Here is a 13226-nt window from a genome sequence, read left to right as displayed (position 1 = left end):
CCCTCCAGCAGCAGGCCACACGTCCACAACAGTAATCACGGCCAGTCGGCAGCTTACAGAGAGACCCGATCAAGGATCCGAGACGAGCCACTAGCGTAACCGCCATGCCGAACCGACGATCTTCCTCAACCTCCGCTTCCCTTACCGCCGTTGCCGTGCTGGGCCTGGGCCCGATGGGCCGGGCGCTGGTCGGCGCACTGCGGGCCGCCGGCCATCCGACCACGGTGTGGAACCGCACCCCGGGCCGGGACGCCGGACCGCTCGCCATCAGCGCGCGGTCGGCCGCGAGCGCCGCCGAGGCGGTGGCGGACGCCCCCCTCGTCCTGCTCTGCGTCCGCGACCAGGCGGCCGCCCGGGCCGTGCTGGACGCCGCCGGGGCGGCACTGCGCGGCCGGACCGTCGTCAACGCCACCTCGATCGCGCCGGATGACGCCCGGGCCAACGCCGCCGACGCCGAGGCCCGGGGCTACCGCCTCCTCGACGCCGCGATCCTCACCCCCACCCCGACCATCGGCAGCCCCGAGGGCACCGTCCTGCTCAGCGGCGACCCCGAGGCGTTCGCCGCACACGAGGAGACGCTCCGGGCCCTGGGCGCCGTACGCCACGTGGGCGCGGAGCCCGGACGGGCGGCGGCCTTCGACGCGGCACTGCTGGACCTGTTCTGGACCACCGTGCACGGGTGGGTCCACGCCCTGGCGCTCGCCCGCGCCGAGGGCATCAGCGGCATCGAACTCACCCCGTACGCCCAGGGTTTGCCGCGCATGCTGCCCCCGCTGCTGGCGGACTTCGCCCGGCGCGCGGACGACCGCCACCACCCGGGCGACCGCAGCAGCGTGGCCTCCGCCGCAGCCGGCCTGGCGCACGTCGCGCACACCGCCCGGGCCCGCGGCCTGGACACCTCGGTCCTGAACGCCGCCCTCGCCCTCACCCGGCGGGCGGCCGACGCCGGACACGGGCCGGACGGGGTGTCGGCCCTGGTCGAGCTGCTCAGCGCCTGACCACCGCCCCCACCGCCTGACCGGTGCCCGATCGCCTGACGGGCTCCCGACCTCCCGGCCACGGCCCGATCGCCTGACGGGCTCCCGACCTCCCGGCCGGCGGCGCGGAGCGCGCTACTGCGCCAGGTACCCACCGTCGACCGGCAGGACGGCGCCGGTGATGAAGGAGGCGTCGTCGGAGGCGAGGAAGAGGACGGCGGCGGCGACTTCGTCCGGGGCACCGAGACGGCCCATCGGGTGGAGCTTCTCGATGGCCGCGAGATATTCGGGCCCGCCCGGCTCGTCGCGCAGCCGGGCGACGCGTTCGGTGGTGATGGTGCCGGGTGCGACGGCGTTGACCCGGATGCCACGGTCCGCCCACTCGACCGCCAGGTGCTTGGTGAGGCCGGAAGCGACGAACTTGGCGGGCCCGTACACCGCTTGGCCGCGCTGGCCGGCCTCGCCGGAGATGGAGGAGAGGCAGACGATCGAGCCGCCGGGACGCTCCTGGGCGGTCATCGCCTGGATCGCGTACTTGCAGGTGAGGAACATGCCGCGGCCGTCCACGGCCATCACGTGGTCCCAGTCCTCGGCGGTGGCCTCGGTGATCTCCATCAGCGGGAGCACCCCGGCGTTGGCGACCAGGACGTCGAGTCGGCCGTACCGTTCCACGGCGGCTTCGGCCATCCGGCGGGCGTCCTCGTCGCGGGCCACGTCGCCGACCACCGTGCTGACGGCGCCCGGGAGTTGTCCGGCCAGCCGGTCCAGTCCGGCGGCGTCGACGTCGGTGGCGACCACCGACGCGCCCTCCCGGACGAACCGCTCGGCGACGGCCCGTCCGATGCCGCTCGCCGCGCCCGTCACCACGCAGGAGCGACCGGCCAGCCGCCCGGCCGCGGGGCTTCCCGCCGCGTTCACCGTCACCATGGGTCGACTCTACCGACCGGAACGGGCGGAACCCCGGCTTCCCGCCACCATCCCGCGGTCGGCGCGTCGGCAGGGTGGCGCACCCGGGAGATGGACCGACCGTGCGGGCAACAGCCTTACGGGTGGCCGTCGTTGTGGCGGCAGCGTCGCCCGCGCCGTAGGGCCGGGCGGCCGCAGGGCCTACCGCTCGGCCCGATCGCCCAACCCGACCGCCCGCTCGGTGGCCGCCGCCGCCCGTGCGGCCCGACCCCGAACCACGGCGCCGCCGAGGGCGCCGAGGCCGCCGAGGCCGGCGGCGCGGACTCGGCCGGACGCGAGTCAGACCGTGAGGACGATCTTGCCGCGCAGGTGCCCGTGCTCGCTGACCCGCTGCGCCTCGGCCGCCTCCGCCAGCGGGAACACCCGGTGCAGCGGCAGCCGCAGGGTGCCGGCCTCGTGCAGGGCGAGCGCGGCGGCGTAGGCGCGCTGGTGATAGAACTCGACCTCGGCGCCGCCGGTGACGCGGATCCCGTACTGCTGGGCGCCCACGAAGTCGGCGATGGTGAGGACGCGGTCCGCGCTGCCCGCCAGTTCGATGGACAGGGGCAGCACCCCACCCTGCCCGGCCGCGTCCAGCACCCGGTCCACCCCGTCGGGGGCGGCCGCCCGCACCCGCTCGGCCAGGCCCTCGCCGTACGTGACCGGGATCGCGCCGAGCTCGCGCAGGTAGTCGTGGTTGGCCTCGCTCGCGGTGCCGACCACGGTGATCCCGCGCGCCCGGGCGAACTGCAGCAGGACGGTGCCGACACCGCCCGCCGCGCCGTGCACCAGCAGGGTCTCGCCCGCCCGCACGCCGAGGAGGTCGAGCGCCCGCTCGGCGGTCTCGGCGGCCACCGGGATCGCCGCGGCCTCCTCCCAGCCGAGCGAGGCCGGCTTGTGGCCCAGCATCTCGACGGACACCAGCGCCTGCTCGGCGTAGCCGCCGCCCATCACGGCGCCGAACACCTCGTCGCCGGGCGCGAAGCCGCTCACGCCCTCACCGAGGGCCTCCACCACACCGGCGAGCTCGTAGCCGTTCACGGCCGGGAAGGTGACCGGGAAGACCTCGTTCATCGCTCCGCTGCGCACCTTGTGGTCCAGCGGGTTGACGCCCACCGCGCGGACCGCGACCCGCACCTGGCCGGGCCCGGGGGCGGGCAGCTCGATGTCGATCGGGCGCAGGACGTCCGCGCCGCCGTACTCGTGGAAGGCGATCGCCTTGGTCATGGAAGCTCCCTGGGGTCTCGTGGAGTTGGTACATCCGACGGTTCCCATCCTGGTCCGGGGGCCGCGAGCGGGGCCCCTGCCGTTCGGACAGTTCAACCTGTCCGAACGGCCAGGTGGACCCGGCCGCCACCGGACTAGGCTCGATGACATGGATGGCGCGGACGGCATGAACGGGACGGGCGGCGCGGGCGGCGCAGGGACTCCAGGCGGCGCGGGAAGTCCAGGCGGCGCGGACGAGAAGTGGCGGGAGTCCTGGGGCCGCCCCGAGGACGCGCTGGCGCGGGCCGTCGAGGTGCTGCGCGCGCCCCGGCCGGAGCTCCTGCTCCGCCTCTCCCGGATGCTCGGCACGCTCGTCCCGCACGTGGCGATCGCCCAGCTCAGCGGCGTCTGCACCCACTCCCCCACGCACGCCCACGGCCTGCCCGAGCTGACCGAGGGGGTCAGCAGTCTGGAGCTGTCCCGGCTGGCCGAGCGCACCACCGCAACCACCGCGACCGGCCGCCCCTGGCAGGGCGAGGCCGAACTCGCGGGCCGCATCCGGCCGGTGGTGGTCGTCTCGGCCGCTCCGGGAGGTCACCCCACACCCGGCGGCCGCACACCGGACACCGGCGGGACATCCACCACCGGCAACGGCGGTACATCGACCATCGACACCGGCAGCACACCGACCACCGGCAACGGCGCCGTCCTGGTACTCGTCCGGGCGAACACCGCCCCCGTGGCACCGGGGGCACTCGCCGTGCTGCAGCAGCTGTGGGACCTGGTCATCGCCCACTCCGACCACCGCGCCACCGACGCCGGCCCCAAGCACGCTGCGGCCTCCCGCGCCTCCGCCAACGCCCGCGCCCGGGCGATCGCCGAGTTCACCGGCACCCACAGCGCGGCGCTCAGCGCCATCCTGGCGCCGCTGCGCTCGGCCGACCTGGACGACGCGGCCGCGCGCCGCAGCGCCACCGAACTGGCCGTCACCGCCCTGCTCGACCTGCGCCAGGGCGCCGACCTGGACCGCGCGCTCAGCGAGGAGACCGCCGACGCCGCCTTCGCCCGGCTCGCCCGGGAGCTGCGCCCGCTGCTGCGGCACACCCGGGTACGGCTGGACGCGGCACCCCCGGCGGAGGCCGCCCGCTCGGTCCCGGCCGACGCCGCGCACACCGCCCGGGACGCCGTCCGGGCGGCCGTCCTGCTGATGCTGGAGCAGGATAAGCCGGCTCGCCTGCACGTCAGTTGGCAGTTCACCCCGGACGACGCCCTGCGGGCGGTGGTCCGCGGCGACGGCCTGGGCGTGCTGGCCGTCGACGCCCTCACCGTCCACCGCACCACCGACCGGATCGCCGCCCTCGGGGGCCGCTGCACCGTCGAGGCCGTCCCCGGCTGGGGCACCACGGTGACCGTCGACCTGCCGCTCACCCTCCCCGAGCCGGCGCTCGCCACCGATCCGCTGGACGGCCTCCAGCCACGGGAGTCGGAGGTCCTCGACCAGCTCGCCCAGGGCCGCCGCAACCGCGACATCGCCGCCGCGCTGCACATCAGCGAGTCGACGGTGAAGTTCCACGTCGCCAACATCCTGGCGAAGCTGGGCGTGGCCTCGCGCGGCGAGGCGGCGGCCCTGGCCCACCGCGCAGGGATGCCGGGCGGCGTGGTGGGGCTGCACGTGGCGTCCTGAGCCCCGGATGTACTGACCACGGCGGCCCGTCGCCGGGCGCCTGCCAGGGCGAACATTCGCCGCCACCGTCGGGCATCCTGGCATCCGACCCACTCCGACAACCCCTCGAAAGGAAAGGCGACATGACCGGCGCAACCGAGCAGCCGACCACCTGGGATCCCGCCACCCCCGGCCTCCTGCGGCTGCCCTCCGGCCGCCTCCTGCGCGGCCGCGGCCTGAGCCGCCCCCTGCCGCCGGGCCCCCGACCCACCTTCGGGCTCTACCTGTTGGGCCGCCCACCGAAGGGCATCGAGTGGCAGCACCGCTGGGTCCGCTGGCCCGACTTCCGGCTGCCCGGCGACCGCGCGGACGCGGCCGACGCCTTCCGCGAAGCCTGGGAGCGCGCCGCCACCGACCGCGTCGAGCTCGCCTGCGCCGGAGGACGCGGGCGCACCGGCACCGCGCTCGCCTGCATCGCCGTCCTGGACGGCGTCCCGGCCGCGGAGGCGGTCGCGTACGTGCGAGAGCACTACAGCCGACACGCGGTCGAGACGCCGTGGCAGCGGAAGTTCGTGGAACGGCTGGCCTGACCTCACGGGCGGGGCACCTCAGGACAGGACGACCAACCGCCTCACTCCTCCGAGGTCCGTCGGGCCGCCGGAGCAGACCTCTCGGCCGTCGCGCACCTCACGTCCGCCGCCTCCTGAGCCCCGGCACCGCCACCACCGCCGCCACCCAGCACCGCCGCCGCCGAGCAGCGGCGATGCCGAGCAGCAACGATGCCGCGCGCGGTCAGGTTGGCGCGAAGGGGCACGGCTCGTGTGGTGCGTCTCCGGGCGCCCGTTCGCCGTTCACTCCTCCCGGAGGAGTGTGAAGTCGGTCTGGTCGCCTTCCATGGTGTAGCGCTGCGGTGCCCCCGGTTCGTGCGGATGCCAGCCGGCAGCGCGTCCGGCGCGAATCAGGGCCTCGGCCAAGGAGGGTGTGACGGGGGCGAGTTGGAAGACCTCGGCGATGCGGTCGGCGGGGGCAGTCAGCAGGACGCCGTAGTGGAGCCAGGGGTCGTCGAAGCGGCGGGTGACCTCCAGCGGGCGGCCCGCGCGGCCGGAACGCTCGCCGGTGTCGAGCCAGGCGCGCACCACCACGTGTTCGCTGTCGCGGGAGCGGACGACCCAGTGGTAGTCGCGGCCGTCGACATGGATTCTGCGCGGTGTCCTCGGGGCCATCCCGCCACCGTACGCCTAGGTTTTGCGGAGGTCGGGCGCCGGGGCTCCGATCAGCAGTCGGCGCACCGCGTCCCAGGCCGTTCGCAGGGCGGCCGCGCAGGTGCGGGTGTCGGAGCCGAGCAGGCGCAGCCAGGCGCCGCTGTCCTCGGGGAGCACGCTGACGCCGTACAGCAGGCCGCAGCCGGCCAGCGCCTCGTGCAGGGTGTCGGCGACCTGCGCGGGCGGGGCGAGCGGGCTGAGCACGTAGAGGCTGGACATCACGTCGTGGCCGGCCAGGACGGCCGGACCGGTGACGCCCGTGACGCCCGTGACACCGCCGCCGGCCCCGGCCCGCGCGGGCTCAAGCCGTACGGTGTCCAGGGCCACCAACCGGCCGTCCGGGCGGCGTACTTCGAGGTCCGAGGCGAACACCTGGTAGGCGTTGCGCTCGCCGCGTGCGAGGCGGCCGGCCAGTACGGTCTCGCTCGCCAGCACGGTCGCGCCCGGGTCGACGGTCAGGACGGTGCGCTGGTAGAGCCGGGAGTCGACGAAGGGGATCACCGGCTCGGGCAGGTACTCGACGTAGGCGCCCGGGCCGGCCGTCAGGTTGAGGAGTTGCGTCGCGTAGTCGTACTCCATCCGGTAGACCTTGGTGGCCGCCTGGGTGGTGAGGTGGACGGCGGTGTCGGCGCCGCAGCGCACGTCCGTCCGTAGCCGGTCGGCCTGCAGGATGCCGCCGCCGGTGGACATCAGGAAGGTGACGGCGAGGTCGGGGCGGGCCGGGTCGAAGTACAGCGGGCGCATGATCTGCAGCGGTGACTTCTGGTAGTGGCCGGTGAGTTCGGTGCGTCCGCCGATCTTCTCGAAGGCCAGTTCCAGCAGCCCGACCTTGCCGGGGCGCCCGACCGCGAGGGTGTCGGGCGTCCCGGCGTGGCGGCGGACCTCGTACGGGACGCGGACCGGCTCGTAGTGGCGGGGGTCGAGCCGGGGTACCGCCTCCGCCGCGCCCGTCACGCCCGTCATGCCCGTCGCCCCGTCGGTCACGACACCCGCAGCGGTCACGCCGGCACCTTCCGGAAGGTCTCCAGGAACGCGGCGATCTCCTCCAGCCCTTCCCCCGTCAGGCAGTTGGTGAGCACCACGGGACCGCCCTCGCGTACCCGGTGGGCGTCGGACTCCATGATGCCGAGGTCGGCGCGGACGTACTGGGCGATGTCGATCTTGTTGATGACCAGCAGGTCCGACTCGGTGATGCCCGGGCCACGCTTGCGGGGCATCTTCTCGCCCTCGGCGGTGTCGAGGACGAAGAGGAAGAGGTCGACCAGTACCGGGCTGAAGGTCAGCGTGAGGTTGTCGCCGCCGGACTCGAACAGCAGGGTGTCGACGTCCGGGAAGCGTTCCAGGAGTTCGGCGCCGGCCGCGAGGTTCATCGTCGGGTCGTCCCGGACGGCGGTGTGCGGGCAGGCGCCGGTCTCCACTCCGACCACCCGTTCGGGGTCCAGCATCCCGGCCAGGGTGCGGCGTACGTGCTGGGCGTCCTCCTGGGTGTAGATGTCGTTGGTGATGACGGCGGGGCGGTGGCCGCCCGCGATCAGCACCGGGACGAGCGCCTCGATCAGCGCCGTCTTCCCGGAGCCCACCGGGCCGCCGATGCCCACACGGAGCACGTTCTCGGTCAACTTTCCTCCTCTGGTGCGAAATGACGTACGAAAAAGGCGGGTTCAGCTCGCGAACAGTCGGGCCTCGGCCCGCTCGTGCCGTCCGGACATCGCGTCGGCGACCGGCACGCAGCCGCCCAGGTCGGCCAACTCCCGTTCCAGTGCCGCCGATACGACCTCACGGATGACCGGCGCGGCCGCCCGCAGCACCACCTGCGCCCTGCGGTGGTCGGTCAGCCGCAGGCGCAGGGCCGCGCCGACGAAGCTGGTGCAGAACGCGAACAGGTCGCCGGCGACGGCCTGTTCGACGGGGACGGCGGCCGAGGCGTAGGCCACCCCGGCGGCCACCGCCTGGCAGCCGGGGGCGCGCTTGTCCGCGACCAGCGCCGCGTACCGTTCCAGCGGCTCGCCGCCCACCGATTCCCGGGCGATGTCCAGGAGTTGGCGTCCGGTTCGGATGGCGGCCAGCCGTAGCTCACGGTTGAGCTTGGTGGCGTGCAGCCGTTGGTCGGTCTCGGCGAGCAGCTCCCAGTCGCCCGCCGTGGCGGCCCGGTGGGCGAGGGCGAGCGCGGTGGCGTCGGACGGTCCGACGCCGTGGCGCAGCAGGTCGGCGAGCAGGTCGGGCACGGTGTCGGGGGTGACCGCCTTGGCCTGGGCGTAGCCCTCCAGGCCGTGCGAGAGGGTGTAGAAGCCGCTGGGGAAGGCGGAGTCGGTCAGCTGGAGGCAGACCAGCAGGGCGTCCAGCCGCTCCTCGGAGGCTGCGCTCACGCCGGAGGTCCCGCTCGCGCGAGGAGTCCCGCTCGCGCCGGAAGTCCCGCTCACGCGAGGTAGAACAGGTGGTTGAGCGGCAGTTCGCGGGCCGGTTCGATGGTCGCGGGCTCGCCGTCCAGGGTGACCTTGTACGTCTCCGGGTCGACCACGATCTTCGGCAGCGCGTCGTTGCGCACCATGTGCTGCTTGCCGATCGACCGGCAGCGCCGCACCGGCAGGACCCGGCTGTCCAGCCCGAGTCGGGCGGGGACGCCGAGGTCCACCGCGGCCTGCGACATGAAGGAGACCCGGGTGGCCTGCCTGGCCCGACCCGACGCGCCGAACATCGGCCGGTAGTAGACCGGTTGCGGGGTGGGCAGCGAGGCGTTCGGGTCGCCCATCAGCGCCCAGTTGATCATCCCGCCCTTGATCACCATCTTGGGCTTGGCGGCGAAGGAGTTGATCGGCCACAGCACGATGTCGGCGAGCTTTCCGGGCTCCAGTGAGCCGATGTGGTCGGCGGTGCCGGAGGCGAGGGCCGGGTTGATGGTGAGCTTGGCGAGGTAGCGCAGTACCCGGACGTTGTCGTGGCGTTCGCTGTCGCCGGCCAGTTTGCCGCGCTGGTCCTTGCAGTGGTGGGCGGTCTGGAAGGCGCGGGTGAAGGACTCGCCGATCCGGCCCATCGCCTGCGAGTCGGAGGAGAAGATCGAGATGACGCCCTCGTCGTGCAGGACGGTCTCGGCGGCGATGGTCTCGGCGCGCACCCGGGAGTCGGCGAAGGAGACGTCCTCGGGGATGTCGTGGCTGAGGTGGTGGCAGACCATCACCATGTCCAGCAGTTCGTCGACCGAGTTGACGGTGTAGGGCAGCGTCGGGTTGGTGGAGGACGGCAGGACGTTGGGCTCGCCGGCGATCCGCATGATGTCGGGGGCGTGGCCGCCGCCCGCGCCCTCGGTGTGGAAGGTGTGGATGGTGCGGCCGTCGATCGCGGACAGGGTGTCCTCGAAGTAGCCGGACTCGTTGAGGGTGTCCGTGTGGATGGCCACCTGGACGTCGTACTCGTCGGCGACGCTCAACGCGGTGTCGATCGCGGCCGGGGTGCTGCCCCAGTCCTCGTGCACCTTGAGGCCGCACACGCCCGCCTCGACCTGCTCGCGCAGCGCTCCGGGCAGCGAACCGTTGCCCTTGCCGAGCAGCCCCACGTTGACCGGCAGGTCCTCGACGGCCTGGTACATCCGGCCGATGTTCCACGGGCCGGGGGTGCAGGTGGTGCCCTTGGTGCCGTCGGACGGGCCGGTGCCGCCGCCGATGAGGGTGGTGATGCCGTTGCTGAGCGCCTCCTGCACCTGCTGCGGGGAGATGAAGTGGATGTGGGTGTCGATGCCGCCGGCGGTGGCGATCAGGTGCTCGCCGGAGATCACCTCGGTGCCCGGGCCGATCACCAGCTCGGGGTGCACGCCGCTCTGGGTGTGCGGGTTGCCGGCCTTGCCGACGGCGGTGATGAAGCCGTCCTTGACGCCGATGTCGCCCTTGACGACGCCGAGCAGCGGGTCCATGACGACGACGTTGGTGATGACCAGGTCGAGCGCGCCCTGGACGGAGGTCGCGGCCGGGTCCTGCGCCATGCCGTCGCGGATGCCCTTGCCGCCGCCGTAGACGGCCTCGTCGCCGTAGTGACCCTGGTTGAAGTCCTGTTCGACCTCGACCACCAGATTGGTGTCGGCGAGGTGGAAGCGGTCGCCGACGGTGGGGCCGAACAGGTCGGTGTACTGCTTGCGGGAGAGGATGGCCATCAGCGGGCACCTTCCTGGCGGGTCTCCCTGGGGAAGTCCCGGGGCCGGCCTTCCTTGTGGTCGAGGTTGGTGCCCTTGAAGCCGAGGGCGATCGCCCGGTCGATGGCGCGGGCTCGGGTGGCGGGCGCGGTGATGCCGCCGTCCACCAGGTTGCTGAAGCCGACCAGGCGGCGGTGGCCGCCGAACTCGGCGAGCGTGACGTCCTTGGTGTCCCCGGGCTCGAAGCGGACGGCGGTGCCGGCCGGGATGTCCAGGCGCTTGCCGAAGGCGGCGTTGCGGTCGAAGTCGAGGGCGCGGTTGGCCTCGAAGAAGTGGTAGTGGGAACCGATCTGGATCGCCCGGTCACCGGTGTTGCTGACCGTGACGGTGGCCTTGGCGCGGCCGGCGTTGATCTCCACCGGGTCGTCGCCGTACAGGTATGCGGCGCCACCGGACATGGCTGGCCTTCCTCTCTGCCGGTTCAGTGGGGGGTGTGCGCGTGGGGGCGTACGTGGGGGTGCGCGGGGGGCTGGTGGTGAACGTGTTGCGCTTCGCCCGGCCCGTGGCTGTGCGCATGTGCTTCGCCCGGCCCGTGGCTGTGCGCGTAGCCGTGCCCGTGCTCCGCGTCGAGGCCGGCCAGGATGCCGTCCTCCCCGTGCCCGAGGAGGTGCAGCGCCGCCGCGGTCCGGGCCGCGACCACGCCGGCGATCGCCGACGGCCGCAGCAGCGGACCGCCGTCGCGCACGTCGAGGGGCGCGCCGGGGGACGTGCCGTCCCGCAAGCCTTCCCGCGCCTCGGCCCGCGCGCCGTCCCGCGCGGTACGCAGGGCCGGGCCGAAGGAGGCCGGAACGGCCGTCACCTCGCGGGCGCCGAGCAGGCGGCAGCGTTCGGCGCCCTCGGCCGGGTCGGGGTCGCCGCCGTCGAAGGCGACTTCCACCCAGCGGTGCCGCCCGTACTGGCGGACCAGCCGGGCGATCCGGAACAGCTCGGCGTCCTCGAAGGGGCCGGCCGCCGGGGCGGTGACGAGCACGGCGCCGTCGGGGGCCGTGGCGGCGGCGGCGCGCAGCCAGCCGACGAGGTGCTCGGTGGCGCCGAAGGGCGCGGTCAGGGCGAGCCGGCCGCGGCCGTCCCCGGCGGCGAGCCAGCGCAGTGCCCGGGCGGTGTCGGCCACGAGTCGGGGGTCGCGGCCGAGCGTCATCGGTACGACGCACACCGGCCGGTCGGTCGCGGCGAGCGCCGACCGTACGGCCTCGGCGAGCGGCCGGCCGGCGGGGGCGACGGCATGGACGGTGGCGTGACTGGGGGCGTGGACGGCGGGCTCGTGCGCCGTCAGGGTGGCCAGGTCGCGTCCGCCGTCGCTCTCGTGTCCGCCGGCCAGCACGACGGTGGCGGGCTGCGGTCGTGCCATGTCTCAGGCACCCACCGGGTCGTGGCAGGAGACGAGCTTGGTGCCGTCGAGGAACGCGGCCTCGACCTGGAGCAGCGGCAGCATCTCGCGCACGCCGGGCATGACGTCCGCGTTGCCGACGGCCTGCTTGCCGATCTCCATGCACTCGGCGACGGTGCGGCCGTCCCGGGCGCCTTCCATGATGGCCTCGCTGATCAGCGCGCAGGCTTCGCTGTAGTTCAGTTTGACGCCGCGGTCCCGGCGTTTGCGGGCCAGATCGGCGACGACGTAGATGTACAGCTTGTCCATCTCACGCGGCGAGAGATTCACAGGAATCACTCTTCCTTTCCGAGGATCCGATGAAATGCAAGGAGTTGGACGGGAAATCAGACCCGGCGCAGACGGGGAACGGCCGGCACGGCCGCCAGGAACAGCATCGTGGTCAGCACGAACGGCCAGGTGAAGGCGTGGCCGCCGAAGGGCGCGGAGATCGCGGAGATCGCCGGCGTCAGGACGGTGGCGGCGGCCGCGCCGAGCAGGGCGTAGCCCGCGCTCCAGCCGCTCGGGGCGACGAACACCCCGCACAGCGCCAGTGCCACCAGCACCCCGCTGTAGCCGAGCAGCCCCTGCCCGACGGCTTCGGCGGGCGCGCCGAACGCCCAGGCGGTGAGCAGTCCGGTGGCGCTGCCCGCGCAGGCCATCAGGCCCGCGAGGTGGCTCGCCGCGAACAGGCCGGCCAGGAACAGCAGGCCGACGTACCACTGGGGCATGAGGAAGATCTGACCGATGTTCGCGAAGAAGCCGCGCCAGAGCTGGTCCCAGGTCAGCCCGGTCTCGCCGGCGGCCGCCACGGACAGGGCGGCGGGTGCCTCCGCGCCGCGCCACAGCCGCCGGAAGCCGGGAGCGGCGACCGTGACGGCCGTCGCGACCAGGCAGAACGGCGCGGTCAGCGCCGGGAGCCGCCACGTCTCCAGGACCACCCCGAGCCCCGCCGTGACCACCACGGCGACGGCCGACCCGAGCACCGCCACCGCGACCGTGGCCGGATGCCCGGCCCCGAGGAAGACCGCGCAACCGAGCGCCACCAGGCACCCGTTGTACCCGTGCAGCCCGGCCTCCACGGCGCGCCGGTCGAGCCCCAGCCCGTGCGCGACGGCGGTGGAGACGGCGCTGCCGAGCAGACCGTAGAGGCCGTACCGCGGGTCGGCCGCGAACAGTGCGGCCAGGAAGAGGAGCCCGCACATGACGGACGGCATGAAATCGACCTGTGCGACGCCGCGCAGGACTTCGGCGACCAACCTGACGGATATCGGACGAGCCGCGGCGGCCGTGCTCTCCCCACCCTTTTGCTGACCCATGCTTCGCACCAATTCCCGGTACGGCCGGTGGGTTTGGAGGCAGCCCCCGGCGATTCCTCCGGAACCGTACTCCTACGGATTGAGGAGTTGAATGCACACGGGGAGCTACGTCAAATCGACGAAGGGTGACCGCGAGGCCACTGAGCTGCAACATTCTGTTGAAATCGGCACGCGTCGGGATCGTTGAAGAGAGAAATTCTTTGCGAAGTTTTACTTAGGGCGTCCGCCAGTAGGTGCCGAGCTAATCGGTAGTAGCAGGGCAGGCACGGTTCGCCCGATCATGGAGTTCTCTACGCTTCATGATCACC

At 73.5% G+C, this 13226-nt stretch carries 14 protein-coding genes; 3 read left to right on the top strand and 11 right to left on the bottom strand.

All coding sequences use genetic code 11. The features are described from left to right. Positions 1-155 precede the first annotated feature (155 nt). Positions 156-998 carry an imine reductase family protein gene (locus tag ACZ52R_RS42840; RefSeq protein WP_465755506.1) on the top strand — a complete coding sequence of 281 codons (843 nt, stop codon included), beginning with the start codon at positions 156-158 and terminating at the stop codon, positions 996-998. Between the two features lie 114 nt (positions 999-1112). Here ACZ52R_RS42840 and ACZ52R_RS42835 read toward each other — a convergent pair whose 3' ends face one another. Next, a complete protein-coding gene (locus ACZ52R_RS42835; protein WP_360490379.1) occupies positions 1113-1904 on the bottom strand; it encodes an SDR family NAD(P)-dependent oxidoreductase in 792 nt (263 codons plus the stop codon). 318 nt (positions 1905-2222) lie between these two features. Then, on the bottom strand, positions 2223-3149 hold the full coding sequence (locus ACZ52R_RS42830) for an NADP-dependent oxidoreductase (RefSeq protein WP_465620862.1): 927 nt from the start codon (positions 3147-3149) through the stop codon (positions 2223-2225). A gap of 148 nt (positions 3150-3297) precedes the next feature. Between ACZ52R_RS42830 and ACZ52R_RS42825 the strand changes: the two genes are divergently transcribed. Together ACZ52R_RS42825 and ACZ52R_RS42820 are read left to right on the top strand one after the other, a co-directional pair. Next, complete coding sequence (locus ACZ52R_RS42825; protein WP_465755505.1) at positions 3298-4812, top strand: helix-turn-helix transcriptional regulator; 1515 nt, start codon at positions 3298-3300, stop codon at positions 4810-4812. A 122-nt stretch (positions 4813-4934) separates the two neighbouring features. Further along, complete coding sequence (locus tag ACZ52R_RS42820) at positions 4935-5381, top strand: protein-tyrosine phosphatase family protein (RefSeq protein ID WP_465755504.1); 447 nt, start codon at positions 4935-4937, stop codon at positions 5379-5381. Between the two features lie 261 nt (positions 5382-5642). On the opposite strand, the gene ACZ52R_RS42815 is transcribed toward ACZ52R_RS42820, so the two are convergent. From ACZ52R_RS42815 to ACZ52R_RS42775, 9 genes are read right to left on the bottom strand one after another with little or no spacing between them, the layout of a single operon-like run. Then, positions 5643-6014, bottom strand: coding sequence for a hypothetical protein (locus tag ACZ52R_RS42815; RefSeq protein WP_465620868.1), 372 nt, complete (start codon positions 6012-6014; stop codon positions 5643-5645). Positions 6015-6029: 15 nt separating this feature from the next. Further along, a complete protein-coding gene (locus ACZ52R_RS42810) occupies positions 6030-7016 on the bottom strand; it encodes an urease accessory protein UreD (protein ID WP_465755507.1) in 987 nt (328 codons plus the stop codon). A gap of 35 nt (positions 7017-7051) precedes the next feature. Then, entirely contained in the window at positions 7052-7672 is a 621-nt protein-coding gene (ureG, locus tag ACZ52R_RS42805) for an urease accessory protein UreG (RefSeq protein WP_360490389.1), read from the bottom strand. Between the two features lie 42 nt (positions 7673-7714). Further along, positions 7715-8419, bottom strand: a complete 705-nt coding sequence (locus ACZ52R_RS42800) for an urease accessory protein UreF (protein ID WP_465755503.1) — start codon at positions 8417-8419, stop codon at positions 7715-7717. Between the two features lie 50 nt (positions 8420-8469). Further along, positions 8470-10194 (bottom strand): urease subunit alpha, encoded by a 1725-nt coding sequence (gene ureC, locus ACZ52R_RS42795; protein ID WP_360490393.1) that lies wholly within the window; start codon positions 10192-10194, stop codon positions 8470-8472. Further along, positions 10194-10631, bottom strand: a complete 438-nt coding sequence (locus tag ACZ52R_RS42790) for an urease subunit beta (protein WP_360490395.1) — start codon at positions 10629-10631, stop codon at positions 10194-10196. The genes ureC and ACZ52R_RS42790 overlap by 1 nt, the downstream gene beginning before the upstream one ends. A gap of 23 nt (positions 10632-10654) precedes the next feature. Then, positions 10655-11581 carry a sirohydrochlorin chelatase gene (locus ACZ52R_RS42785; protein ID WP_465620873.1) on the bottom strand — a complete coding sequence of 309 codons (927 nt, stop codon included), beginning with the start codon at positions 11579-11581 and terminating at the stop codon, positions 10655-10657. A gap of 3 nt (positions 11582-11584) precedes the next feature. Beyond that, entirely contained in the window at positions 11585-11890 is a 306-nt protein-coding gene (locus ACZ52R_RS42780; protein ID WP_360490399.1) for an urease subunit gamma, read from the bottom strand. Positions 11891-11946: 56 nt separating this feature from the next. Further along, positions 11947-12918, bottom strand: coding sequence for an urea transporter (locus ACZ52R_RS42775; protein ID WP_465620875.1), 972 nt, complete (start codon positions 12916-12918; stop codon positions 11947-11949). Between the last annotated feature and the right edge of the window lie 308 nt (positions 12919-13226).

Source organism: Kitasatospora sp. NPDC034023, from assembly GCF_055575795.1.
The sequence above is the reverse complement of the archived record's forward strand: the minus strand, read 5'-3'. Positions and strand labels throughout refer to the sequence as shown.

Excerpts from the sequence above, each read along its gene's own strand:
- ACZ52R_RS42835 (WP_360490379.1), bottom strand. The coding sequence starts at position 1,904 with ATGGTGACGGTGAACGCGGCGGGAAGCCCCGCGGCCGGGCGGCTGGCC.
- ACZ52R_RS42830 (WP_465620862.1), bottom strand. The coding sequence starts at position 3,149 with ATGACCAAGGCGATCGCCTTCCACGAGTACGGCGGCGCGGACGTCCTG.
- ACZ52R_RS42825 (WP_465755505.1), top strand. The coding sequence starts at position 3,298 with ATGGATGGCGCGGACGGCATGAACGGGACGGGCGGCGCGGGCGGCGCA.
- ACZ52R_RS42820 (WP_465755504.1), top strand. The coding sequence starts at position 4,935 with ATGACCGGCGCAACCGAGCAGCCGACCACCTGGGATCCCGCCACCCCC.
- ACZ52R_RS42815 (WP_465620868.1), bottom strand. The coding sequence starts at position 6,014 with ATGGCCCCGAGGACACCGCGCAGAATCCATGTCGACGGCCGCGACTAC.
- ACZ52R_RS42810 (WP_465755507.1), bottom strand. The coding sequence starts at position 7,016 with ATGACGGGCGTGACGGGCGCGGCGGAGGCGGTACCCCGGCTCGACCCC.
- ureC (WP_360490393.1), bottom strand. The coding sequence starts at position 10,194 with ATGGCCATCCTCTCCCGCAAGCAGTACACCGACCTGTTCGGCCCCACC.
- ACZ52R_RS42790 (WP_360490395.1), bottom strand. The coding sequence starts at position 10,631 with ATGTCCGGTGGCGCCGCATACCTGTACGGCGACGACCCGGTGGAGATC.
- ACZ52R_RS42785 (WP_465620873.1), bottom strand. The coding sequence starts at position 11,581 with ATGGCACGACCGCAGCCCGCCACCGTCGTGCTGGCCGGCGGACACGAG.
- ACZ52R_RS42775 (WP_465620875.1), bottom strand. The coding sequence starts at position 12,918 with ATGGGTCAGCAAAAGGGTGGGGAGAGCACGGCCGCCGCGGCTCGTCCG.